The organism is Pseudomonas sp. DTU12.1 (genome assembly GCF_009873475.1).
GTDB lineage: Bacteria > Pseudomonadota > Gammaproteobacteria > Pseudomonadales > Pseudomonadaceae > Aquipseudomonas > Aquipseudomonas proteolytica.
Genome location: NZ_CP045254.1, coordinates 261,450 through 283,782, shown reverse-complemented (window position 1 = coordinate 283,782; position 22,333 = coordinate 261,450). Strand labels below are relative to the sequence as shown.

Here is a 22,333-nt window from a genome sequence, read left to right as displayed (position 1 = left end):
AACTGCCGAATGCCAAACCTGACCCTTCTCATCCAGCGCGTCCTCGAACTGATGAAGCGCTACCCAGGGGTGATCGCACTCGGCGGTTTTATCTCGGGGGTGGGCAGCTTTATCCTGGTGGACCGCCAACAAGGCATGGCCAGTTGGATCGCGATCATCATGCTGGTGAGCTGGCTGTGGCTGATGCTGGAAAACAGCTTCACCCAGTTGTTCAGCAAGGTCTTCAAGCGGGAAATCCCCGAACCGCTGCTGCGCTACGCCACACAGATGATCCACCAGGAAAGCCTGTTCTTTGTCCTGCCGTTCTTTTTCGTCACCACCACCTGGAACAGCAGCCAGGCCATTTTCACCGGTTTGCTGGGCGCCGCCGCACTGGTCTCGATCACCGACCCGCTGTACTACAAATGGCTGGCGCCCAAGCGCTCGCTGTTTCTGGCACTGCACACCCTGACCCTGTTTGCCGCCTTGCTCACCGCACTGCCGATCATCCTGCACCTGACCACCGCCGAGAGTTACAAACTGGCGCTGGGGGTGGCGATGGCCTTGTCGATCCCCAGCCTGGCCGTGAGCCTGCCGCTGCGCAGCGTCAAGGGTTGGCTGATGCTGCTGGGCGTGACGGCGGCGATTGGCTGCGCGGGTTGGTTCCTGCGCAGCTGGGTGCCGCCGGCCACCCTGTGGATGACCGAAGTGGCAATCAGCACCCAATTGCAGGACCGCACCCCCGGCGATGACCTCAAAGAAGTCAGCGCCAGCCAACTGCGCAGCAGCGGCCTGTACGCCTACACCGCAATCAACGCACCGCGCGGGCTGGACGAGCGCATCTACCATGTGTGGCAGTTCAACGGCAAAGAGGTCGACCGCATCGCCCTGGATATCCATGGCGGACGCAAGGAAGGCTACCGGGCCTGGACCCACAAGCAGAACTTCCCGGCGAATGCCGTGGGCCGCTGGCAAGTACGGGTGCTGACCGAAGACGGCCAGGTGATCGGCGTGTTGCGCTTTAAAGTCACTGACACCGTACAAACGGACACGCCAAAGTAGGACGGATCGTGCTATTACATAGCAATTGTGGAATAGCCAAACAAGCTCGGAGCTTATGACCAGTAGCACAACGGCAGGCAATGCCCACCTGGACGCGTCCACCCAGCCGCCTCAATTGCGGGTCACCGGGGACTGGACGCTGGCCCACTACAGCGCCCTGAAAAAGCTCTCGGCAAGCCTCGACGGCCAGTACGACGCCAGCACCCGCGTCGACCTCAACGGCCTGGGCGCATTGGACACCGCCGGAGCCTCGTTGCTGGTGGAACTGCTGGGCCCGGAGCGCATTGAGCATTCGGCCGAACAAACCGACTGCAGCCTGCCCGCTGCCGACCGGGCGCTGCTCAAGACCGTCTACCGCTCCCTGAATGATTTTTGTGTGCCGGTCAAAGAGCCGCAGCAAAACGCCGGTATCCAGCTTTTGGCACGCATCGGCCGCGCGGTGGATACCGTCTGGCAAGACGCCATGACCCTGCTGGGCTTTATCGGCCTGATTCTCGAAACCTTCGCTCGCGGCGTGTTCCGGCCCAAGCGCTGGCGCCTGACGCCGATGGTGGCGCATATCGAACAGACGGGGCTGGATGCCGCGCCTATCGTCGCCTTGCTGACCTTCCTGGTGGGCGCGGTGGTCGCGTTTCTCGGCGCCACGGTGCTGGAGAGTTTCGGCGCAAGCATTTTCACCGTGGACCTCGTGGCGTTTTCCTTCTTGCGGGAGTTCGGTGTCCTACTCACCGCGATCCTGATGGCCGGCCGCACCGCCAGCGCCTTCACCGCACAAATTGGCTCGATGAAGGCCAACGAAGAAATCGACGCGATCCGCACCATGGGCCTCGACCCCATGGAGTTGCTGGTGCTGCCACGCGTCCTCGCGCTGCTGGTGGCGCTGCCGATGCTGACCTTTCTCGCGATGATTTCAGGCATTGTCGGCGGCGGCGTGGTGTGCGCCGTGGCCCTGGATATTTCGCCGGCGATGTTCCTCTCGCTGCTGCAATCGGACATTGGCGTCCAGCATTTGCTGGTGGGGCTGGTCAAGGCACCGTTCTTCGCCTTCCTGATCGCGGCCATTGGCTGCCTGGAAGGCTTCAAGGTCAGCGGCAGCGCCGAATCGGTCGGCGCCCACACCACCTCCGCAGTGGTGCAATCGATTTTCGTGGTGATCGTGCTCGACGCGGTAGCCGCATTGTTCTTTATGGAGATGGGCTGGTGAGCCGTTTACAACGAGCGCCCAGCGAGGCGGTGATCGAAGTCCGTGGCCTGTGCAACCGCTTTGGCCCGCAGAGCGTGCATGAAAACCTCGACCTGGATCTGTACAAGGGCGAGATTCTCGCCGTGGTGGGCGGCTCGGGCAGCGGCAAGTCGGTGCTGCTGCGCAGCATCATCGGCCTGCGTCAGCCCAGCGAAGGCCAAGTGCGGGTATTCGGCCAGGACTTGCCGAGCCTCTCAGAACACGAGCGCTCCCTGGTGGAACGGCGTTTCGGCGTGCTGTTCCAGAAAGGCGCGCTGTTCTCCTCGCTGACGGTCACGGAAAACGTCGCCCTGCCACTGATCGAACACGCCGGCCTGAGCCGCACCGATGCCGAGCATCTGGCGGCAGTCAAGCTTGCCCTGGCCGGGCTGCCATTGTCGGCGGCCGACAAATACCCGTCCTCGCTGTCCGGCGGGATGATCAAACGTGCGGCCCTGGCCCGCGCCCTGGCCCTCGACCCGGACATTTTGTTTCTCGACGAACCGACCGCTGGCCTCGACCCCATCGGCGCGGCGGCATTCGACCAACTGATCCTGACCCTGCGTGATGCCTTGGGCCTGAGCGTGTTGCTGATCACCCACGACCTCGACACGCTCTACACCATCACCGATCGCGTGGCCGTGCTGGCGCAGAAAAAGGTGCTGGTGGCAGATGCCATCGATGTTGTCTCGGAAACGGACGACGCCTGGATTCACGAATACTTTCATGGCCCTCGGGGCCGCGCGGCATTGGATGCCGCTCAACCGCTCAACGAGGTATGACATGGAAACCCGAGCCCATCATGTGATGATCGGTCTGTTCAGCGTGATAGTCGTGGTCGGCGCCATGCTGTTCGGCCTGTGGCTGGCCAAATCCAGCGTCGACAGCGCGTTCCAGGATTACGAAGTGATCTTCAACGAAGCGGTCAGCGGCTTGTCCCAGGGCAGCGCGGTGCAGTACAGCGGGATCAAGGTGGGTGACGTCACCAGTCTGCGCCTGGACCCCAAAGACCCGCGCCGCGTACTGGCACGTATCCGCCTGGCCGGCCAGACGCCGATCAAGGAAGACACCCAGGCCAAGCTGGCGTTGACCGGCATCACCGGCACCTCGATCATCCAACTCAGCGGCGGCACCCCGCAAAGCCCCGAACTCAAAGGCAAGAACGGCAACCTGCCGCAGATCACCGCCTCGCCATCGCCCATTGCCCGGCTGCTCAATAACAGCAACGACCTGATGACCAGCATCAACTTGCTGCTGCATAACGCCAACCGCATGTTCTCGCCCGATAACGTCGACCGCTTGAGCAGCACCCTGGCACACCTGGAGCAGACCACCGGGGCCATCGCCGAGCAACGCGGTGATATCAAGGTGGTGATGCAGCAGTTGGCCCAAGTCAGCAAACAGGCCGGCGCCACGCTGGAGCAGACCACTGCGCTGATGCGCAACGCCAATGGCCTGCTCAACGACCAGGGCAAGCAGATGTTCGGCAGCGCCGAAGGGGCCATGCGCTCCCTGGAGCAAAGCACCGCGACCATCAACCGCTTGTTGGACGACAACAAGGATTCCCTGAACAGCGGCATGCAGGGCCTCAACGAACTGGCGCCTGCCGTACGCGAGCTGCGCGATACCCTGGGCTCCTTGCGCGCCATCTCCCGTCGCCTGGAAGCCAACCCCAGCGGCTACCTGCTGGGCAGTGACAAGAACAAGGAGTTCACGCCATGAAGCGTGCTTATAAAATGATCGTTCCGGTGGCCCTGGCGCTGGTCAGTGCCTGCTCGATCCTGCCCAAGGCCGACCCTTCCAACGTCTATCGCCTGCCCACCGCCCAAGTGACGGCCCACGGCAACCCGGTAGCCTGGTCGTTGCGCCTGGCCAAACCGCAAGCCAGCGAATTCCTCGACAGCCCGCGCATTGCCGTGGTGCCTCAGGGTGATTTGATCAGCAGCTATGCCCAGTCCCGCTGGAGCGATCCAGCGCCGGTGCTGTTGCGCAACCGCCTGCTGGACGGCTTCCAGCGCGATGGCCGGGTGGCCTTGCTGAGCACTGATGACACCAATCTACAGGCGGACCTGGAACTGGGCGGGCAGTTGCAGGCCTTCCAGAGCGAGTACCGCGGCAGTGCGGTGGAAGTGGTGATCCGGCTGGATGCGCGATTGGTGCGCGGCAGTGACCAACGGATCGTGGCTGCCAAGCGTTTTGAAGTGCGCCAGCCGGTGAGTGATACCCAAGTGCCAGCGGTGGTGGCCGGGTTTGGTACGGCCGGAGATCAGTTGAACAAGCAGGTGGTGGATTGGGTGGTGGCGCAGGGCAATACAGCACCTAAACGCTGAGGGCCTCATCCCAGGCCAGCGCCCACATTTGACTGTGTAAACAAATCAAAATGTGGGAGCTGGCTTGCCTGCGATAGCGGCCTGAAGCTTAGCCAAAGAACCAGTAACAAACAGCAATCGCCGCCACCACGCCAGCAAACTCCGCCAGCAGCGCACACCCCACCGCATGCCGCGCGCGCTGGATGCCCACCGAGCCAAAGTACACCGCCAGTACATAGAAGGTGGTCTCGGTACTGCCCTGAATCGTCGCCGCCACCAGTGCCGGGAAGCTGTCCACACCTTGGGTCTGCATGGTCTCGATCAGCATCGCCCGCGCCGCACTGCCGGAGAACGGCTTGACCATTGCCGTGGGCAAGGCGTCGACAAAGCGCGTGTCCAGGCCGGTCCAGGCCACCAGGTGGCGAATGCCTTCCAGACCAAACTCCAGCGCCCCGGAAGCGCGCAGCACGCCGACCGCACACAACATCGCCACCAGATACGGCAGCAGGTTCTTGGCGACGTCAAAGCCCTCTTTGGCGCCTTCGACAAACGCCTCGTAGACCTTGACCTTGCGCAACGCGCCAATCAGCAGGAACAGCATGATCAGGCCAAACAGCGTGAGGTTGCCAAGGATCGAGGACAGGCCCGCCAGGGCCGTGGCCGACATCGTCGCCAGCAAGGCCATGAAGCCGCCCAGCACCAGCGCGCCCGGGATCAGGTACGCCAGCACCACCGGGTCCCACAAGCGCAGGCGCTGCATCAGCGCCACCGACAGCAGGCCCACCAGGGTCGAGGCGCTGGTGGCCAGCAGGATTGGCAGGAACACCAGGGTCGGATCCGGCGCGCCTTGCTGGGCGCGGTACATGAAGATCGTCACCGGCAACAGGGTCAGGGAGGACGCGTTAAGCACCAGGAACAGGATCTGCGCGTTGGTTGCGGTGTTGGGGATCGGGTTGAGCTCTTGCAGCGCCTTCATGGCCTTGAGGCCGATCGGCGTGGCCGCGTTATCCAGGCCCAGGCCGTTGGCGGCAAAGTTGAGGGTGATCAAGCCGATGGCGGGGTGACCGGCCGGGACTTCCGGCATCAACCGCAGGAACAGCGGGCCCAGGGCCTTGGCCAGCCACTCGACGATCCCAGCCTTTTCGGCGATGCGCAGGAAGCCCAGCCACAATGTCAGGGTACCGAACAGCAGTACCATCACCTCCACCGACAGCTTGGCCATGGCGAAGATACTCTCCACCATCGCCGCAAAGATCCCGGCGTTTCCACCCACCAGCCATTGCACTAGCGCCGATACCATTGCCACGACAAAGAAGCCAAGCCACAGGCCATTGAGCATCAGTCACACCCCTTTAAATATGTGGCGAATGATAGCGGGGCTGGCAGAAACGACAAACCCCGGATTTACCGGGGTTTGTGCGATTCAAGCGGCGATCAGCCCTGGCTGGTCTCGCCAGCCGGCAGCGCGGTCTTGGTCCGCCAGTGTGGCAGGGAGTTCCAGTAGCGCTCGCCCTTGGCATCGTCGTACATGCCTTCCCAGCGCGAGATAACCAGCACGGCCAGGGCATTGCCGATCACGTTCAGGGCGGTACGCGCCATGTCCATGATGCGGTCGACGCCGGCGATGAACGCCAGGCCTTCCAATGGGATGCCCACGCTGCCCAGGGTTGCCAGCAGTACCACGAAGGACACGCCCGGTACACCGGCGATACCTTTGGAGGTGACCATCAGGGTCAGTACCAGCATCAGTTGCTGGCCAACCGACAGATCGATGCCATACAGCTGGGCAATAAAGATCGCCGCGATGCTCTGGTACAGGGTCGAACCGTCGAGGTTGAACGAGTAACCGGTCGGCACCACGAAGCTGCAGATAGCTTTCGGTGCGCCGTAGGCTTCCATCTTCTCGATCACACGCGGCAGCACGGTCTCGGAACTGGCGGTGGAGTAGGCCAGTACCAGCTCATCCTTGAAGATGCGCATCAGCTTGATCACCGAGAAGCCGAACAGGCGGGCGATCAGGCCAAGAATCACAAAGGCGAAGAACAAGATGGCGACGTAGACCAGGATCACCAGCTTGGCCAGAGGCAGCAGCGAGGCGAAACCGAAGTTGGCCACGGTCACGGCGATCAGGGCAAATACACCGATAGGGGCGTATTTCATGATCATGTGGGTGACTTTGAACATGCTCTCGGAAACGCCCTGGAACATGGTGACCAGGGGTTCGCGCAAGTCTGGCTTGAGGCTCGACAAGCCCAGGCCGAACAACACGGAGAAGAAGATGATCGGCAGCATCTCGCCACGAGCAACAGCGGCAAAGATGTTCGATGGGATCAGGTTGAGGATGGTCTCGATGAACGCATGCTCATGCTGCACCTCGGCGGCGGTCGCCTGGTACTTGGAGATGTCCACCGTACCCAGGGTGCTCATGTCGATGCCGGCACCCGGGTGGAACAGGTTGGCCAACAGCAGGCCGACCACAATCGCAATGGTAGTGACCACTTCGAAGTAAACGATGGTCTTTACGCCGATCCGACCGAGCTTTTTCGCGTCCCCTACACCGGCGATTCCGACAATCAGCGACGAAATCACGATCGGGATCACGATCATCTTGATCAGGCGGATAAAGATATCGCCCGCCGGCTGCAACACGTTGCTGATCCACCAGGCTTTTTCGGCGCTGAAGTGGTTGAGTACAGCACCGATTGCAATCCCTAGCACCAGACCGATGAGGATCTGCCAGGCGAGGCTTAGTTTTGCCTTCTTCATGTCATTACCCTTGTTTCAAGTGGACTCAGGCAGATGCGCCAGCTGGAACGCCCGGAAGCGAAAAAGTGTGAGCATCAGCCTCCGTAGAAGGTCACCGCAGTTGGCCGATATGGCTTACTGGCAAGCGAAAAAAGGCGCAACTATTCCCATGCGGGGGGGCATAGTCTAATGCCGTAAACGCCTACCCCATGCCGAATCGGCATGAGTTTTTGCAAATAAAACTGTCTGTTTGGTCAGTTCGAATGCGACATTTTGTCAGGCATACATGCCGTTAACCGGCCATTTCAGGCTCGCCTAGGGACGTTAGGCTTTTTTGTCGGCTGGAAAAAACTCGTGCAAATTCCTACGCATACCATCGAAAAACACGTCTGGCCGAAGACAAACTTTCTCGATAGATGGTCGCGATGTAACACCGCGAAACGGTTATGTTGAAGCAGAAGGGAATTTTGCAGCTATAGGCGGCATAAGCGCCTAGTGATGACTATCAAGCTCGCCGCAAGTCCGTCAGGCCATAACTGCCTGCGGACTTGCGTCGCAGCTTTTCTCCTGACCCGGCCCTTGCGCAGGCACTCCCTGTACCCGTAGGTCACGCCGATCCACCTTGATCAGAGCAACCCGGCCCCCTGGTCATGCACCGTCATCAGGCGGCGGTGCAAACGGAAACAGGCAGTTGGCCTGGTTCCATGTTGGCGAGGCCCGCAGAGGGGCCTAGTACCAATTCGGATCTTTCTTCAGTTGCTCCATCAGCAACTTCTGCATGCCTTCATCGGGCTTACCGATGAAGCGATAGTCCGCATGCCGTGTTGGCGACTTGTCCGCCGGAAGCCCGGCAGGAACTTCGACCAACATCGCGTAGGCATCGTCCTTATCCATGCTGAACGCGACGATCAGACGTTTATTAAGGCAGGTGTCGGCCGTTTCACACAGCGGCCCTACCAAATACCCGTCACCGTCTTCCGTTACTGCGTTCATTTGCTCAGACATGCCCGACAGGTTGATCACCCATTCAGGCAGACGCTCTTCCTTCTTGACCACGCCCTGCCAGGTTTCGCGATACTGCGGGTCGGCATTGAGCAGCTCATTGGCCCGCGCCTGGCCGTCATTGGCGGCCATGGCCAAGCCACTGCCGCCCAACAGCAGGGCGGCAGCAAGGGTTTTGAAAGACAAGTTGGCCATGTTCAGCCTCGACCGCGGCGGCCAAAGAAGAAGGAAGCGATGAACATCACCAGGAAAACGACAAAGAGAATCTTGGCGATACCCGTAGCGGTGCCCGCGATACCACCGAAGCCCAGGACTGCAGCCACAATGGCAATGATCAGGAATGTGATTGCCCAACTCAACATGGTGATTCTCCTCATGCGTCTATAGAAGTGACTGCTGTGTAGCCATCCTGTCGCACCCAACGGGGCGCCAGGTTCGTGCCTAGAACACCCAGCGTTCCTGGATCGGTTCGTCGTACAGGGCGATGTCCTGTTCAACCGCCATCATGCGTGGAGCGGTGACTTCAGCGCTGCTGCTGCCAACGGAACGGAAATGGGTCTGCGTCATGGGTGCGCGCTCGAACTGCGGGGCGGACTGTTGGCTCTGCTGCCAATGTTGCAATTGCTGACCACCGATCAAGGTCACCATCAAGGCGAGGCTGGCGAACAGCCCCTGTTGAAGGCGCAGTGGCGATACACGCAATGGCTTGAGGCTTTGGCGAGTCATCCTGAATATCTCCCGCATGTTGTTTTGTTCGTTATCACGCTTGTAGGAGAGGTATTGCAGAGTGCATGCCAGTTTTTTAATCAGATAAACATCAATAAAATCAGGTATTTGCAATATTGATCGGTTTCTTCCCAGCAGCATCCTGCACGATGCGCCTATCCTCACCGTGCGAAATGCACGATGGTCAGTGGTCGGTTCAAGGGATCAGAGCGGGCTGCAGGACTGCCGAAGGGTCAAGAAGGGTGAAAAACACGCTGCCTAGGCATGTAAGTAGGAACGGTCTCAGATAGCTGCGCGATTGGGCTTTGAATCAATCAGAATAAACCATGCAACTTGCCCGATTATTCCGGGACTAACCAAGATCAATCATTTTTACTTAAGGAGCGCGGGACAGATGGAATCAGCCAAGGAACTTCAAGGCCGCATTCTTTTAGTGGACGACGAGTCCGCAATCCTCCGCACCTTCCGTTACTGCCTGGAAGATGAAGGCTATACCGTGGCCACCGCCAACAGCGCGGCCCAAGCCGATGCCCTGCTGCAACGCCAGGTCTTCGACCTGTGCTTCCTGGACCTGCGCCTGGGCGAGGACAATGGTCTGGATGTACTGGCGCAGATGCGTATCCAGGCGCCCTGGATGCGCGTAGTGATCGTCACCGCTCATTCGGCCGTGGATACGGCCGTGGATGCGATCCAGGCAGGCGCGGCCGATTACCTGGTCAAGCCTTGCAGCCCGGACCAACTGCGCCTGGCCACCGCCAAGCAGCTCGAGGTGCGTCAGTTGTCGGCACGCCTGGAAGCGCTGGAAGGCGAAGTGCGCCAGCCCAAGGATGGCCTCGACTCCCATAGCCCGTCGATGATGGTGGTGCTGGAGACCGCCCGCCAAGTGGCCGGCACCGACGCCAATATCCTGATCCTCGGCGAGTCCGGCACCGGTAAAGGTGAGCTGGCCCGGGCTATTCACGGCTGGAGCAAAAGGGCGAAGAAGTCCTGCGTCACCATCAACTGCCCATCCCTGACCGCCGAACTGATGGAAAGCGAGCTGTTCGGCCACAGCCGAGGGGCCTTTACCGGCGCTAGCGAAAGCACCCTGGGCCGGGTCAACCAGGCCGACGGCGGCACGCTGTTCCTCGACGAGATCGGCGACTTTCCCCTGACATTGCAACCCAAGTTGCTGCGTTTTATTCAGGACAAGGAATATGAGCGGGTCGGCGACCCGGTCACCCGCCGCGCCGATGTACGTATCCTGGCGGCGACCAACCTGAACCTGGAAGACATGGTGCGCGACGGGCGTTTTCGCGAAGACTTGCTGTATCGCCTCAACGTCATCACGCTGCACCTGCCACCCCTGCGTGAACGTAGCGAAGATATCCTCGCCCTCGCCGACCGCTTCCTCGCGCGCTTCGTCAAAGAGTACGCGCGGCCAGCTCGCGGCTTCAGCGACGAGGCCCGCGAAGCACTGCTGAACTACCGTTGGCCGGGCAATATCCGCGAACTGCGCAACGTGGTGGAGCGCGCGAGCATCATCTGTGCCCAGGAGAAGGTCGAAATCAGCCATCTGGGTATGGCCGAGCAGCCGACCAATAATGCACCGCGCATCGGTGCGGCGCTGAGCCTGGATGAGCTGGAAAAGGCCCATATCGGCGCCGTCCTGGCCACCAGCGACACCCTGGACCAGGCAGCCAAGACCTTGGGCATCGATGCGTCGACGCTGTATCGCAAACGCAAGCAATACAACCTGTGAGCTGTACCTTATGAAGCTGGCGATGAAACTGCGCACGCGGCTGTTCCTGAGCATTTCTGCGCTGATCACCGTGGCGCTGCTCGGGTTGCTGCTGGGGCTGGTGAGTGTCATGCAAATGGCCAAGACCCAGGAATCCCTGATCCGCAGCAACTTCATCACCCTGGATCTGGGGCTCAAGCTGCGCCAGAGCCTGGGTGACCAACTGATTCTGATGCTTCACGACACCCCAGACCCGGTGGCGCTGAACAAGGCCAAGCAGCAATACTTCAAGCTGTTGGACGAGGGCGTCGCCCACGAAATGAGTGTCGCCAGGGTCGGCGGTTTCTCTCAAGCCAAGGCCGATTACCTGACTTTCCTTGAAGCGTTCGAAGAAAACGAAAGTACGCCGCCGTCCCTGCGCAATAACGAAAAACTCACCACCAGCTTCAACGTCTTGCGCAATGGCCTGATCAGCGAACATAAAAGAGCACTGGAAAACATCAACGACACCGAAAGCCAGTCTCGCGAACGCGCCCTGTGGATTGCCGGGCTGCTCGGGCTGGTGGGCCTGGCGGTGCTGATCATCGGCTTCATCACCGCCCATGGCATTGCCCGGCGCTTTGGCGGGCCCATCGAAGCCCTGGCCAAGGCGGCCGATAAAATCGGCCAAGGAAATTTTGATGTCACCTTGCCGATTTCTTCGGCGGCCGAAATGAACCAACTGACCCGGCGCTTCGGCATCATGGCCGAAGCCCTGCGTCAACATCAGGCAACCAATGTCGACGAATTGCTCGCCGGCCAGCAACGCCTGCAGGCTGTACTCGACAGCATCGACGACGGTTTGCTGATGATCGACCGCCAAGGGCGCCTGGAGCATCTCAACCCGGTCGCCCAGCGCCAGTTGGGCTGGGACGAGAGCCGCCTGGGGCAAGGCCTGGGTGAAGCGTTGCAACGGCCCGAACTGGATGAGCAACTGCACCTGGTGCTGCGTGGCGGCAACCTGGAACACGCACCTGACGACCTGGAAGTGGAAGTCGAGGGTGAATCACGCCTGTTGACCTACAGCATGACGCCCGTCAGCCACCACCAAGGGCATATTCTCGGCGCCGTGATGGTGTTGCATGACGTTACCGAACAGCGGGCCTTCGAACGGGTGCGCAGCGAATTTGTGCTGCGTGCTTCCCATGAGTTGCGTACGCCAGTCACCGGTATGCATATGGCGTTCGGCCTGTTCCAGGAACGGGCGAAATTCCCTCCTGAGTCTCGCGAAGCCGACCTGTTGAATACGGTCAACGAAGAAATGCAGCGCCTGATGCAGTTGATCAACGACCTGCTCAACTTTTCCCGCTACCAGAACGGCCTGCAAAAACTCACCCTGGCGCCTTGCGACATCAATGATCTTCTTGAACATGCCCGTGCGCGCTTTGCTGAACTGGCGAATGCGCAAAACATCGACCTGCTGGTAGAAGCGCAAGCGCAACTGCCCAGGTTGCATGCCGACCAAGCGCAATTGGAGCGGGTCCTGGACAACCTGCTCGGCAATGCCCTGCGCCATACCAGCGAAGGCGGGCAGATTCGCCTGCAGGCGCGGCGCCATGGCGAACGGCTGATCATCAGCGTCGAAGACAACGGCGAAGGCATCGCCTACGGCCAGCAGGGTCGGATTTTCGAGCCTTTTGTCCAGGTAGGCCGCAAGAAAGGCGGCGCCGGCCTGGGGCTGGCGCTGTGCAAGGAGATCGTGCAGTTGCACGGTGGCCGCATGGGAGTCTATTCCAGGCCGGGGCAGGGTACGCAGTTCTATATGGCGTTACCGTTGTAACTAAGAGCCTGTCGTGGGAGGCGGGCTTAGGGCTGCTACGCAGCCCAACGGGGGACAAGCCCCCTCGCCACATTTACCGTGCCCGCCGGCCAAAGCTCCTCTTGTGGCGAGCGGGCTTGCCCCGCGCTGGGCCGCGTAGCGGCCCCAATAAGGTCGGTGAGTTGGCCGGTTTGGGGCGCTACGCAGCACAGCGAGGGACTAACCCCCTAGTCAACAACCCCACTTAGCGGTGGTTCAACACCCGCAGGATCGCTGCGCTTTGCGCATCCGGCGTGCCGTCGTACAGGGCCGGCCGGAAGCGCATCTGGAACGCGGCTAGCACACGCCGAGTCGCCACATCCAGCTCGCCGGTCTGCGGCGTGGAATACCCCAGGCGTGCCAACTCTTCCTGGAACCAGGTAATGCTTGGCAGTTGCCTGGCGTACTCGGCCTGATACCGCGCGACCGCCTGGGCCTCGGGCCAGACCCCCAAGCCTTCATCCGCCAGGCGCTTCCACGGGAACAAGGGGCCCGGATCAAGTTTACGACCGGGGGCGATATCGCTATGCCCAATAATGAACTTAGGGTTGATCCGGTTGCGCTGGCTGATGTCCTTGAGCAAGGTCACCAGGGACTGGACCTGCGCTTCGGAGTAGGGATACCAGACGCGCCCGGTGGGCGTATCGCGGTAGCCCGGGTTGACGATCTCGATACCAATGGAGCTGGAGTTGAGCCAGGTACGCCCCATCCATTCACTTTCCCCGGCATGCCAGGAGCGCTTGTCCTCATCCACCAGTTTATAGATGGTCGCACGGGCGTCGTCGCCAATCAGGTAGTGGCTGCTGACCTGGCCTTTGGTCAATAGCGCCAGCGAACCTTGAAGGTTGGTCGCGGTGTAGTGCAGCACGACGAACTGGATACGGTTATCGAAGTTCACCGAAGGGTGGGTGGTATCCAGACGCGGGCCACTCGCACAGCCGGCGAGGGTGAGGGACAGAAGAGCAGCAACGAGAAATTTCATGGCAACAGACAGTACGCTAAAGACGATAATGCAACAGTGTAACGTACCGTTTGCCGTTCAGCGGCAGGCTTACAAAATGGAACAACTTTTCAGGCCGCCTGCACCTGATTGCGTCCCGCCGCCTTGGCCCGATACAAGGCTTCGTCTGCACGCTTGAGTGCCAGGTCGCTGCGCTCGCCCGGCTGAAACTGCGCCATGCCGATGGACATGGTGATGGTCACCCGCTCGCCCTTGAAGTGAAACGGGCACGCCTCGATCGCTGCACGCAGGCGCTCGCCCAGTTCCAGCGCATCGCCCAGCGCCGAATCCGGCATCAGCAGGACAAACTCCTCACCGCCAAACCGCGCGATGAAATCCGTCGGCCGCAGGCGTTTGTTCAATACATTGGCGATGATCTTCAACACCTTGTCGCCCGCCAAATGGCCGTAGCTGTCGTTGATGCGCTTGAAGTGGTCAAGGTCCAGCATCGCCAGTGACAGACTGTTGCCCTGTTGATGCCAGGTATTGACCTCGTACTCCAGGCGTTCGCTCCAGGCCGCACGATTGGGCAAGCCGGTGAGCGGGTCGATCAGCGCTTTCTGGCGCTGGACCTCGAGATGATCACGATAACCCTGGGCCTCCTGCTCCATGCTCGCCACGCGCTCGGCCAAGCCCTGCAGCCGTGCGGCCACTTCATGTTCGCGCTGGTCACGCTGCTTTTGATGCTCGTCCATCGCGCCCAGCAGCCCCTCAAGATGACTCTCCAACACTTGCTTGAGGTCATCGAGGTCAGCCGCTTCCTGGACACTGCTTTGCAAGCCATCCATCTGCTCACGGATTTGCGTATCCATCTCGCGCGCGGCGCTGCGGCTGTCGGCGTGCCCGTCGCTGGCCGCTTGCAGATTGCTCTGGAAGGCCTCCAGCCGCTCGTTGAGACGCTTGAGGTAGGCCTCGAATTCATGCTGGCCGCTATCGGTAATAGCCAGCATCAATACCGCCAGGTCATCGAGGATCGGCAGCAGTTCGTACCAGTTCAACCCATGGGCCAAGCGTTCGCGCATGGCTTCGGCCTGGGGTCGATGGTGCTCGGGCAGGTCGAGGTCGCCCAACAGGCCGAGCAGGGTGTCTTCGATATGCTTGGCGACGGAACTGTAGGATGGCTCAGGCGAGTCGGGCAGGGCGTACAGCACCTCGCCATCCATCGCGTCGGGGTCAACCTCTGCCGATTCATCCTCCAGCACCGGCGGCAACGACAGGCTGCCGATCGCCGTCGGTTGCGGCGCCTCTGGCAGGGCCTGGGGCGCCGCAACCACTGCAAGCGCAAGTTCAGGCGGCGGGGCGAGAATGACTTCGGCGGGCTGGCGCGGCTCCTGTGTTTCCAAGGCCGCGGCAGGCATCTCAACGGGCAATAACCGGGTCGTAGCAGCCTGCGGCGGTGCTGCCACGCGCTCCTCGACATCAATCTCGGGCGCAACGGTCAGCGCCGCAGGCGCAGCCTCCGGCACTGGCTGCTGCGGTGCCTGTGCTTGAGGTGCAAAAGCACGCAGCGCCTGTGCCAGCTCGGGCGCATCCTCAACGGCCTGGGCGGCCGGACTGATTTCTACCGCAGGGGCGGGCCGGGAGACCGGGGGAACAGCAGGCTCAACCGGCGCTACCTCCGTACCCGCCTCCTTGCCACCAAACAGGCGCTGCAACAAGCCTGGCCGAGCAGGTTCGTCATCCGACTCAAGATTACTCAGGGCCTGCCCTTGAAGCCCGCTCAACTCACTGAGCAGCAGGGGGATTTCCCGCGCCTGGCCGACGCGGCTGTCCAACTGCTTGGCGAAACTCTTCAGCGGGCGGCTGACTTCCCGCGGCAAGGGCAGCGCCTGCAGTTGCGCAACCAGCGCGGTCAGCGCCGTACTGATCTGATCAACCCGCGTTTCACGGCGCTGCTCGGAGTCCAGTACGGCCTTTTCCAGGCGTGGCAACAGGGCGGCGAGCGCGGCGTCCATGTCATCGCTGCGCACCACATCGCGCATCTCTTTCATACACTGGTCGACCGCCCGGTCCGTGCCTTCGGCCGCCAGCGTGCTGCGCACCAGCCCACGGCGCAGCAAGTCGAGGCGCGCAGCCCAACGGCGTTCGAGCTTTTCTTGTTGCTCGATGCTTAACAGGTATTTCTCTTTCCAGCGCTGGGCTTCGTCGCTCATGCAAGGGATCCGCGAGGGCCGGGGCTCAACGCGGGTAATGCATCAGCCGTGAGCGAACCCGGCAGACGAATCTCTACCGCGACCGGCAGGTGATCGGAAATGGGCTGGGCCAGTACCTGCACGCTTTCCAGGGTCAAGGTCGGGCTTAACAGGATGTGGTCAAGACAACGTTGCGGGCGCCAGCTGGGGAAAGTGGCTTCGACCTGTGGCGCCAGCAGCCCGAGGTCGCGCAACGGAGAATTCTCCAACAGGTCACTGGCGTGGGTGTTCATATCCCCCATCAGCACCTGGTGTTTGTAATCGCCAATCAGCTCACGGATATAGGCCAACTGCATGGTCCGGGTACGCGCCCCCAGCGCCAGGTGCATCATGACCACCACGAGCGCCTCGGGCCCTTCGCCAAAACGCACGAGAATTGCCCCACGCCCTTTTGGGCCGGGCAGCGGGTGATCCTCGATCGCCCACGGCTTCAAGCGGCTGAGCACCCCATTGCTGTGCTGGCCCAAACGACCGAGGTTGCGATTGAGTTGCTGGTACCAGTAGGGGAATGCACCGAGCTGGGCCAGATGCTCGACTTGATTGATGTAGCCCGAACGCAGGCTGCCGCCATCGGCCTCCTGCAGCGCCACCAGGTCGAAGTCACCGAGCAGGTCGCCAATCTTTTGCAGATTGCCGGCCCGCCCCGTGTGGGGCAGCAAATGCTGCCAGCCACGGGTCAGGTAATGACGGTACTTCTCGGTGCTGATGCCAACCTGGATATTGAAGCTCAGCAAGCGCAGCCGGCTGTCCGCCGGCAGGCCGGTGGACGTGAGATGGTGTTCGTTGACCTGCGGATCATGCAGGCCAACGACGCGTTCTGTACCCCAGCGACGCATGGCGAGCCCCTTACTTGGCTGCGCGCTCTTTGGCGATCAACTGGTCGGCAACGTTGAGGGTCGCTTCAGGACCACCGGTAGAGCCGAGGTCAAAGCGGTATTTGCCGTTGACGATCAGGGTTGGAACGCCTTGCACGCCGTATTTCTGCGCGAGTTCCTTGGCCTGCTTGATCTGGCCCTGGATAGCGAAGGAGTTGAACGTGGCGAGGAACTTGTCCTTGTCTACGCCCTGGGTGGCGAGGAAGTCGGCCATTTGATCAGGCTTGGTCAGCGGCTTGCGATCCTTCTGGATAGCTTCGAACACGGCATTGTGGACCTTGTGCTCTACACCCATGGCTTCCAGGGTCAGGAACATCTGGCCGTGGGCGTCCCAAGGACCGCCGAACATGGCAGGAATGCGCTTGAAGTTCACGTCCGACGGCAGCTTCTCGGCCCAGGGATTGATGGTTGGCTCAAAGGAATAGCAATGCGGGCAGCCATACCAGAACAGCTCTACGACTTCGATCTTGCCCGGCACCGCAACCGGTACCGGATTGGCCAATTCAACATAGGTCTTACCCGCTTCAAGCGGCACGTCGGCGGCTTGGGCGGTCATGCCGAACAGGCTGGCACTGACGAGAGCGGCGCTGAGGATCAGATTACGCATGCTTTACTCCTGGACAAATAAAGTCGCCTCGCGCGACCTTTTTTATGACAGGTCTACACGGGCATGAGTTCGTTAGTGTAACGGTAGCGACCACAAAAAAGGGCGGCCTAAGCCACCCTTTTTATGCTTGCATCGACAGATTAATCGAGCGTTAACGTTGCCCAGGCAACGTCAGGCCATCCGCGCCTTACTTATGCAGGCCCTGGATGTAGCTGGATACCGCAGCAATGTCTTCGTCGCTCAGTTTGCGGGCGATGGTGCGCATGGTCATGGCATCGCCATCGTTGCTGCGACCGACTTTAGGGTCTTCCTTACGGAAATCCGTCAGTTGCTTGGCAATGTACTGGGCGTGCTGGCCGCCCAGGTGCGGGAAGCCTGCTGCAGCGTTACCCGAACCATCCGGGGAGTGGCAGCCGGTACAGGCAGGCAGGCCTTTTTCCAGGTTGCCGCCACGGAAGAGTGCTTCGCCGCGCTCGACCAACGCTTTATCGGCAGCACCCACACTGCCGGTCTGGCTGGCGAAATATGCGGCGATATCATCCAGATCCTGATCGGTGAGGTTGGTCAGCATGCCGGTCATTTCCAGGACCGTTCGCTTGCCATCCTTGATGTCGTGCATCTGCTTCTTCAGGTATCTCTCACCCTGGCCCGCCAGCTTTGGAAAGTTGGGCGCCGGGCTGTTGCCGTCCGGTCCATGGCAGGCACCACATACAGCGGCCTTTGTCTGGCCAGCAGTAGCGTCACCTGCAGCATGGGCAACACCAGTGATGCCCAAGGTCAACAGCAGACTCACGATCAATTTGTTCATCAGCTAATCCAATTACGGCTAAAGGTTATAGAGTTATGAACCGGGTCTACTCGCTCATCAAAATAATGATGGCCTGGTAATCCTCGGCACGGCATTCCATGCACAAACCACGCGGCGGCATCGCCTTGAAACCCTGGGTCACGTGCTGCACCAGCGTATCCATGCCTTGCGCCAGTCTCGGCGCCCAGGCTGCCTGGTCACCCCGCTCGGGGGCCGTTGGCAGCTGTCCGGCATGGCAAGCCGCGCAAACGCGGTTGTACATAGCTTCCGGATCCTGTGTAGCCTGCGCACTGTAAAGTGGTACCAGGACACCGACAGCTAGCAGCCACTTGGTCATACGTCGACCTTTTCAGGGTTTGGAAGCGTTATGCGTTCTAATGCGCAATAAAGGTCTATCGCTCCCGTGAACTTCATCCTTCGCTGGGACAAAGCACACACAAAATCTGCGGCATTATATACTGGCGCTACTGAAACGGGAACGACACTACTTGCCGCACCCATTCCCGGCACCGCCCACATCGGAAATCCCATGCAACTCAAGAACCCCATCCTCGGTCTGTGCCAACAGTCCACCTTCATGCTCAGCGCCGCCAAAGTCGACCAATGCCCCGACGACGAAGGCTTTGAAGTGGCCTTCGCCGGGCGCTCCAACGCTGGCAAGTCCAGCGCACTCAACACCCTGACCCATGCCAGCCTGGCTCGTACCTCGAAAACCCCAGGTCGCACACAGCTCCTCAACTTCTTCAAGCTAGACGATGATCGGCGTCTGGTCGACCTGCCGGGCTACGGTTACGCGAAAGTACCTATCCCACTGAAGCTGCACTGGCAGCGTCACCTGGAAGCCTACCTGGGTGGCCGCGAAAGCCTGAAAGGTCTGATCCTGATGATGGACATCCGTCATCCAATGACCGATTTCGACCTGCTGATGCTCGATTGGGCGGTTGCCAGCGGCATGCCGATGCACATTTTGCTGACCAAGGCCGACAAGCTGACCTACGGCGCCGCCAAGAACACCTTGCTCAAAGTGCAGGCCGAAATCCGTAAGGGTTGGGGTGATGCGATCACGATCCAGCTCTTCTCGGCGCCCAAGCGCATGGGCCTGGAAGACGCCTATACCGTACTGGCAGGCTGGATGGAATTGCCTGACAAGGGCGCAGAAATCGCCGAGTGACTTTGTTGCGGGCAAAAAAAATCCCGAACTTCGTATGGGGAGGGGAAGTTCGGGATCTAAGTACTCCGGACCGCTAGGGCGGGGTCCAGATATCTGCCAACACTTAACACAACATAGGAGCATTGAAGGGCTTCACCACCCATTCAGTAACTCTGAGTGACTTTTCATGGGTTAAGTTCCGGTGCCCGGAAAAACTATTGGAAATAACTGTCGGCAGTTTCCGATCTATAGGCGTTGCTGCGACTTGATGCCGCAGCAACGCCCTGTGATCAGTGGGCTTCGTCCCAGTTGTTACCCAACCCAACCTCAACCAGCAGCGGCACATCCAGTTTCGCAGCACCACTCATGTGCTCACGAATCTTCTCGCTGACTTCGGCCACCAGGTCTTCACGGACCTCGACCACCAATTCATCGTGCACCTGCAGGATGACCTTGGCGTCCAGCCCCGACTCCGTCAGCCAGTTGTCGACCTTGACCATCGCTTTCTTGATGATATCGGCGGCCGTGCCCTGCATCGGCGCGTTGATCGCGGTACGTTCGGCGCCCGCGCGCTCCTGGGGTTTGTTGGAGTGGATGTCCGGCAGGTACAGCCGGCGCCCGAACAGGGTTTCCACGTAACCCTGATCGGAAGCCTGGGCGCGGGTGCGCTCCATATACTCGCGCACGCCTGGGTAGCGGGCGAAGTACACATCGATATAAGCCTTGGCGGTCTTGGTATCGACACCGATATCCTTGCCCAGCTTCTGCGCGCCCATACCGTAGATCAGGCCGAAGTTGATCGCCTTGGCGCTGCGGCGCTGATCGGACGTGACCTTGCCCAACTCGACCTTGAACACCTCGGCCGCCGTGGCCGTGTGCACATCGAGGTTGTCGCGGAACGCGTTCAGCAAGCCCTCGTCCTTGGACAAGTGCGCCATGATCCGCAGTTCGATCTGCGAATAGTCCGCCGCCAGCAACTTGTAGCCCTTGGGCGCGACGAATGCCTGGCGGATCCGCCGGCCTTCGGCGGTGCGCACCGGGATGTTCTGCAGGTTCGGATCACTGGACGACAAGCGCCCGGTGGCTGCCACGGCCTGGTGGTAAGAGGTATGGATCCGCCCGGTACGCGGGTTGATCTGCTCTGGCAAGCGGTCGGTGTAGGTGCTTTTGAGTTTGCTCATGCTGCGGTACTGCATCAGCACCCTGGGCAGCGGATAGTCATCTTCGGCCAGCTTGGCCAGCACTTCTTCGGCGGTCGAGGCCTGGCCCTTGCCGGTTTTCTTCAACACGGGCAGACCGAGCTTTTCGTAGAGGATCGCCCCCAACTGCTTGGGTGAACCCAGGTTGAACTCCTCGCCGGCGATCTCATACGCCTGGCGCTCCAGGTCCACCATCTTGTTGCCCAGCTCGATGCTCTGCACGCCCAACAGCGCGGCATCCACCAAGGCGCCCTGACGCTCGATGCGTGCCAGTACCGGCACCAATGGCATCTCGATATCCGTCAGCACACTGGCCAGGCTCGGCAGTGCCGCGAGTTGTGCGTGCAGTGCCAGGTGCAGACGCAGGGTCACATCGGCGTCTTCGGCGGCGTAAGGGCCGGCCTGCTCCAGAGGAATCTGGTCGAAGGTCAGTTGCTTGGCGCCTTTGCCGGCAATGTCCTGGAAACTGACGGTGTCATGCTCCAGATACTTTTTGGCCAGGCTATCCATGTCGTGGCGGGTCGCGGTGGAGTTCAGCACGTAGGATTCAAGCATGGTGTCGAACGCGATGCCGCGCACGGTGATGCCGTGTGCCGGGTCGCCGCCGATGGCGCAATTGGCCAGGATATTCATGTCGAACTTGGCGTGCTGGCCCACCTTGAGCTTTTGCGGGTCTTCCAGCAGCGGCTTCAAGGCCAGCAGTACCGTATCGCGGTCCAGTTGCTCAGGTACGCCGATGTAGGAATGGGTCAGCGGGATGTAGGCCGCTTCATTGGCCTGTACGGCGAACGAAACCCCCACCAGTTGCGCCTGCTGGGCATCGACGCCGGTGGTTTCGGTATCGAAGGCAATCAGCTTGGCGTCATTGAGTTTCTTCAACCACACGTCAAAACGGGCCTGGTCGAGGATGGTTTCGTACTGCGCTTGGACCGGCACCAGCGTCTCTGCGGCCTCAGGCTCAGCCGAAGACTGCACCGGTGCTACGTCGGCAGCAGCCTTAAGCTCGACCCGCTTGGCATCGCGCTGAATCTCATCGATCCAACTCTTGAACTCCAGCAGGGTGTACAGCTCCAGCAGCTTTTCACGATCAGGTTCGATCAAGTGCAAGTCTTCCAGCCCAACATCCAGAGGCACGTCGACCTTGATGGTCGCCAACTGATAGGACAGGAATGCCATCTCTTTATGTTCTTCCAACTTGGCCGGCAGGGTCTTGGCCCCACGGATCGGCAAGGTCGGAACAATATCGAGCTGCTCGTAAAGCTCTTTCAAGCCGCCGTTCACACCCACCAGCAAACCAGAAGCAGTCTTAGGACCAATCCCCGGAACGCCTGGGATGTTGTCGGAGGAATCGCCCATCAGCGCCAGATAATCGATGATCTGCTCGGGAGCGACGCCGAATTTCTCCTTAACGCCGTCGATGTCCATCGCACTACCGGTCATGGTGTTGACCAAGGTAATGTGCCCATCGACCAATTGAGCCATGTCCTTGTCGCCGGTAGAGATCACCACCGGGCGGTCAGCGGCCGCGCTGCTGCGGGCCAGGGTGCCGATCACGTCGTCCGCTTCAACGCCTTCGACGCACAGCAGCGGGAAGCCCAGGGCAATTACGCTCTGGTGCAGCGGCTCGATCTGCACGCGCATGTCATCGGGCATGCTCGGGCGGTTGGCTTTGTATTCGGCGTACATATCATCGCGAAATGTCCCACCCTTGGCGTCGAACACCACCGCGAACGGGCTGTCCGGGTACTGCTTGCGCAGGCTTTTGAGCATGTTCAGCACGCCCTTGACCGCACCGGTCGGCAGGCCTTTGGACGTGGTCAGCGGCGGCAGCGCGTGGAAGGCGCGGTACAGATATGAAGAACCGTCCACCAGGACGAGGGGGGCTTGGCTCATGAGCAGG

General features: G+C 60.6%; 20 protein-coding genes. 8 read left to right on the top strand and 12 right to left on the bottom strand.

Annotated elements, in window-relative coordinates:
- The first annotated feature begins 9 nt into the window (after positions 1–9).
- From GDV60_RS01350 to GDV60_RS01330, 5 genes are read left to right on the top strand one after another with little or no spacing between them, the layout of a single operon-like run.
- Complete coding sequence (locus GDV60_RS01350; protein WP_029290396.1) at positions 10–1,041, top strand: DUF5924 family protein; 1,032 nt, start codon at positions 10–12, stop codon at positions 1,039–1,041.
- A 55-nt stretch (positions 1,042–1,096) separates the two neighbouring features.
- Positions 1,097–2,245, top strand: coding sequence for an ABC transporter permease (locus GDV60_RS01345; protein WP_029290394.1), 1,149 nt, complete (start codon positions 1,097–1,099; stop codon positions 2,243–2,245).
- Entirely contained in the window at positions 2,242–3,045 is an 804-nt protein-coding gene (locus GDV60_RS01340; protein ID WP_159906039.1) for an ABC transporter ATP-binding protein, read from the top strand. Before GDV60_RS01345 ends, GDV60_RS01340 begins: the two co-directional genes overlap by 4 nt.
- Before the next feature lies 1 nt (position 3,046).
- The gene (locus tag GDV60_RS01335; protein WP_029290391.1) at positions 3,047–3,985 is read left to right on the top strand and encodes an MlaD family protein; all 939 of its coding nucleotides are present in this window, start codon (positions 3,047–3,049) and stop codon (positions 3,983–3,985) included.
- Positions 3,982–4,593 carry an ABC-type transport auxiliary lipoprotein family protein gene (locus GDV60_RS01330; protein ID WP_159906038.1) on the top strand — a complete coding sequence of 204 codons (612 nt, stop codon included), beginning with the start codon at positions 3,982–3,984 and terminating at the stop codon, positions 4,591–4,593. Before GDV60_RS01335 ends, GDV60_RS01330 begins: the two co-directional genes overlap by 4 nt.
- Before the next feature lie 88 nt (positions 4,594–4,681).
- On the opposite strand, the gene GDV60_RS01325 is transcribed toward GDV60_RS01330, so the two are convergent.
- The 5 genes from GDV60_RS01325 to GDV60_RS01305 form a co-directional block, all read right to left on the bottom strand.
- Positions 4,682–5,911 carry a nucleoside recognition domain-containing protein gene (locus GDV60_RS01325; RefSeq protein WP_029290384.1) on the bottom strand — a complete coding sequence of 410 codons (1,230 nt, stop codon included), beginning with the start codon at positions 5,909–5,911 and terminating at the stop codon, positions 4,682–4,684.
- A 95-nt stretch (positions 5,912–6,006) separates the two neighbouring features.
- Entirely contained in the window at positions 6,007–7,338 is a 1,332-nt protein-coding gene (gltP, locus tag GDV60_RS01320; RefSeq protein WP_029290382.1) for a glutamate/aspartate:proton symporter GltP, read from the bottom strand.
- A gap of 708 nt (positions 7,339–8,046) precedes the next feature.
- Complete coding sequence (locus GDV60_RS01315) at positions 8,047–8,514, bottom strand: inhibitor of vertebrate lysozyme family protein (RefSeq protein ID WP_104911288.1); 468 nt, start codon at positions 8,512–8,514, stop codon at positions 8,047–8,049.
- Positions 8,515–8,516: 2 nt separating this feature from the next.
- Entirely contained in the window at positions 8,517–8,681 is a 165-nt protein-coding gene (locus GDV60_RS01310; protein ID WP_003170804.1) for a DUF1328 domain-containing protein, read from the bottom strand.
- 79 nt (positions 8,682–8,760) lie between these two features.
- Positions 8,761–9,045: a hypothetical protein gene (locus tag GDV60_RS01305; RefSeq protein WP_104911287.1), complete on the bottom strand. Its 285-nt coding sequence runs from the start codon at positions 9,043–9,045 to the stop codon at positions 8,761–8,763.
- Positions 9,046–9,439: 394 nt separating this feature from the next.
- Between GDV60_RS01305 and algB the strand changes: the two genes are divergently transcribed.
- The gene (algB, locus tag GDV60_RS01300) at positions 9,440–10,786 is read left to right on the top strand and encodes a sigma-54-dependent response regulator transcription factor AlgB (protein ID WP_029290372.1); all 1,347 of its coding nucleotides are present in this window, start codon (positions 9,440–9,442) and stop codon (positions 10,784–10,786) included.
- A gap of 10 nt (positions 10,787–10,796) precedes the next feature.
- Positions 10,797–12,584: a KinB sensor domain-containing domain gene (locus GDV60_RS01295; protein WP_029290370.1), complete on the top strand. Its 1,788-nt coding sequence runs from the start codon at positions 10,797–10,799 to the stop codon at positions 12,582–12,584.
- Between the two features lie 223 nt (positions 12,585–12,807).
- On the opposite strand, the gene GDV60_RS01290 is transcribed toward GDV60_RS01295, so the two are convergent.
- The 6 genes from GDV60_RS01290 to GDV60_RS01265 form a co-directional block, all read right to left on the bottom strand.
- Positions 12,808–13,584 (bottom strand): N-acetylmuramoyl-L-alanine amidase, encoded by a 777-nt coding sequence (locus GDV60_RS01290; RefSeq protein WP_104911286.1) that lies wholly within the window; start codon positions 13,582–13,584, stop codon positions 12,808–12,810.
- An 89-nt stretch (positions 13,585–13,673) separates the two neighbouring features.
- Positions 13,674–15,755: a diguanylate cyclase gene (locus GDV60_RS01285; protein ID WP_159906037.1), complete on the bottom strand. Its 2,082-nt coding sequence runs from the start codon at positions 15,753–15,755 to the stop codon at positions 13,674–13,676.
- Entirely contained in the window at positions 15,752–16,630 is an 879-nt protein-coding gene (locus tag GDV60_RS01280; RefSeq protein WP_029290363.1) for an endonuclease/exonuclease/phosphatase family protein, read from the bottom strand. Before GDV60_RS01280 ends, GDV60_RS01285 begins: the two co-directional genes overlap by 4 nt.
- A 10-nt stretch (positions 16,631–16,640) precedes the next feature.
- On the bottom strand, positions 16,641–17,276 hold the full coding sequence (dsbA, locus tag GDV60_RS01275) for a thiol:disulfide interchange protein DsbA (protein ID WP_092232514.1): 636 nt from the start codon (positions 17,274–17,276) through the stop codon (positions 16,641–16,643).
- A gap of 187 nt (positions 17,277–17,463) precedes the next feature.
- Positions 17,464–18,084, bottom strand: a complete 621-nt coding sequence (locus GDV60_RS01270; protein WP_159906036.1) for a cytochrome c — start codon at positions 18,082–18,084, stop codon at positions 17,464–17,466.
- 46 nt (positions 18,085–18,130) lie between these two features.
- Positions 18,131–18,421: a cytochrome c5 family protein gene (locus tag GDV60_RS01265; protein ID WP_092232508.1), complete on the bottom strand. Its 291-nt coding sequence runs from the start codon at positions 18,419–18,421 to the stop codon at positions 18,131–18,133.
- A gap of 192 nt (positions 18,422–18,613) precedes the next feature.
- Here GDV60_RS01265 and yihA point away from each other — a divergent pair, with 192 nt between their 5' ends.
- The gene (yihA, locus tag GDV60_RS01260; protein WP_159906035.1) at positions 18,614–19,255 is read left to right on the top strand and encodes a ribosome biogenesis GTP-binding protein YihA/YsxC; all 642 of its coding nucleotides are present in this window, start codon (positions 18,614–18,616) and stop codon (positions 19,253–19,255) included.
- 269 nt (positions 19,256–19,524) lie between these two features.
- Here yihA and polA read toward each other — a convergent pair whose 3' ends face one another.
- Positions 19,525–22,326, bottom strand: a complete 2,802-nt coding sequence (gene polA / locus GDV60_RS01255) for a DNA polymerase I (protein ID WP_159906033.1) — start codon at positions 22,324–22,326, stop codon at positions 19,525–19,527.
- Positions 22,327–22,333 lie beyond the last annotated feature (7 nt).

Bases quoted from the DNA above. Each gene is read 5' to 3' on its own strand.
- GDV60_RS01350 (WP_029290396.1), top strand. From the start codon at position 10: ATGCCAAACCTGACCCTTCTCATCCAGCGCGTCCTCGAACTGATGAAG.
- GDV60_RS01345 (WP_029290394.1), top strand. From the start codon at position 1,097: ATGACCAGTAGCACAACGGCAGGCAATGCCCACCTGGACGCGTCCACC.
- GDV60_RS01335 (WP_029290391.1), top strand. From the start codon at position 3,047: ATGGAAACCCGAGCCCATCATGTGATGATCGGTCTGTTCAGCGTGATA.
- GDV60_RS01330 (WP_159906038.1), top strand. From the start codon at position 3,982: ATGAAGCGTGCTTATAAAATGATCGTTCCGGTGGCCCTGGCGCTGGTC.
- GDV60_RS01325 (WP_029290384.1), bottom strand. From the start codon at position 5,911: ATGCTCAATGGCCTGTGGCTTGGCTTCTTTGTCGTGGCAATGGTATCG.
- gltP (WP_029290382.1), bottom strand. From the start codon at position 7,338: ATGAAGAAGGCAAAACTAAGCCTCGCCTGGCAGATCCTCATCGGTCTG.
- GDV60_RS01315 (WP_104911288.1), bottom strand. From the start codon at position 8,514: ATGGCCAACTTGTCTTTCAAAACCCTTGCTGCCGCCCTGCTGTTGGGC.
- GDV60_RS01310 (WP_003170804.1), bottom strand. From the start codon at position 8,681: ATGTTGAGTTGGGCAATCACATTCCTGATCATTGCCATTGTGGCTGCA.
- GDV60_RS01305 (WP_104911287.1), bottom strand. From the start codon at position 9,045: ATGACTCGCCAAAGCCTCAAGCCATTGCGTGTATCGCCACTGCGCCTT.
- algB (WP_029290372.1), top strand. From the start codon at position 9,440: ATGGAATCAGCCAAGGAACTTCAAGGCCGCATTCTTTTAGTGGACGAC.
- GDV60_RS01295 (WP_029290370.1), top strand. From the start codon at position 10,797: ATGAAGCTGGCGATGAAACTGCGCACGCGGCTGTTCCTGAGCATTTCT.
- GDV60_RS01290 (WP_104911286.1), bottom strand. From the start codon at position 13,584: ATGAAATTTCTCGTTGCTGCTCTTCTGTCCCTCACCCTCGCCGGCTGT.
- GDV60_RS01285 (WP_159906037.1), bottom strand. From the start codon at position 15,755: ATGAGCGACGAAGCCCAGCGCTGGAAAGAGAAATACCTGTTAAGCATC.
- GDV60_RS01280 (WP_029290363.1), bottom strand. From the start codon at position 16,630: ATGCGTCGCTGGGGTACAGAACGCGTCGTTGGCCTGCATGATCCGCAG.
- dsbA (WP_092232514.1), bottom strand. From the start codon at position 17,276: ATGCGTAATCTGATCCTCAGCGCCGCTCTCGTCAGTGCCAGCCTGTTC.
- GDV60_RS01270 (WP_159906036.1), bottom strand. From the start codon at position 18,084: ATGAACAAATTGATCGTGAGTCTGCTGTTGACCTTGGGCATCACTGGT.
- GDV60_RS01265 (WP_092232508.1), bottom strand. From the start codon at position 18,421: ATGACCAAGTGGCTGCTAGCTGTCGGTGTCCTGGTACCACTTTACAGT.
- yihA (WP_159906035.1), top strand. From the start codon at position 18,614: ATGCAACTCAAGAACCCCATCCTCGGTCTGTGCCAACAGTCCACCTTC.
- polA (WP_159906033.1), bottom strand. From the start codon at position 22,326: ATGAGCCAAGCCCCCCTCGTCCTGGTGGACGGTTCTTCATATCTGTAC.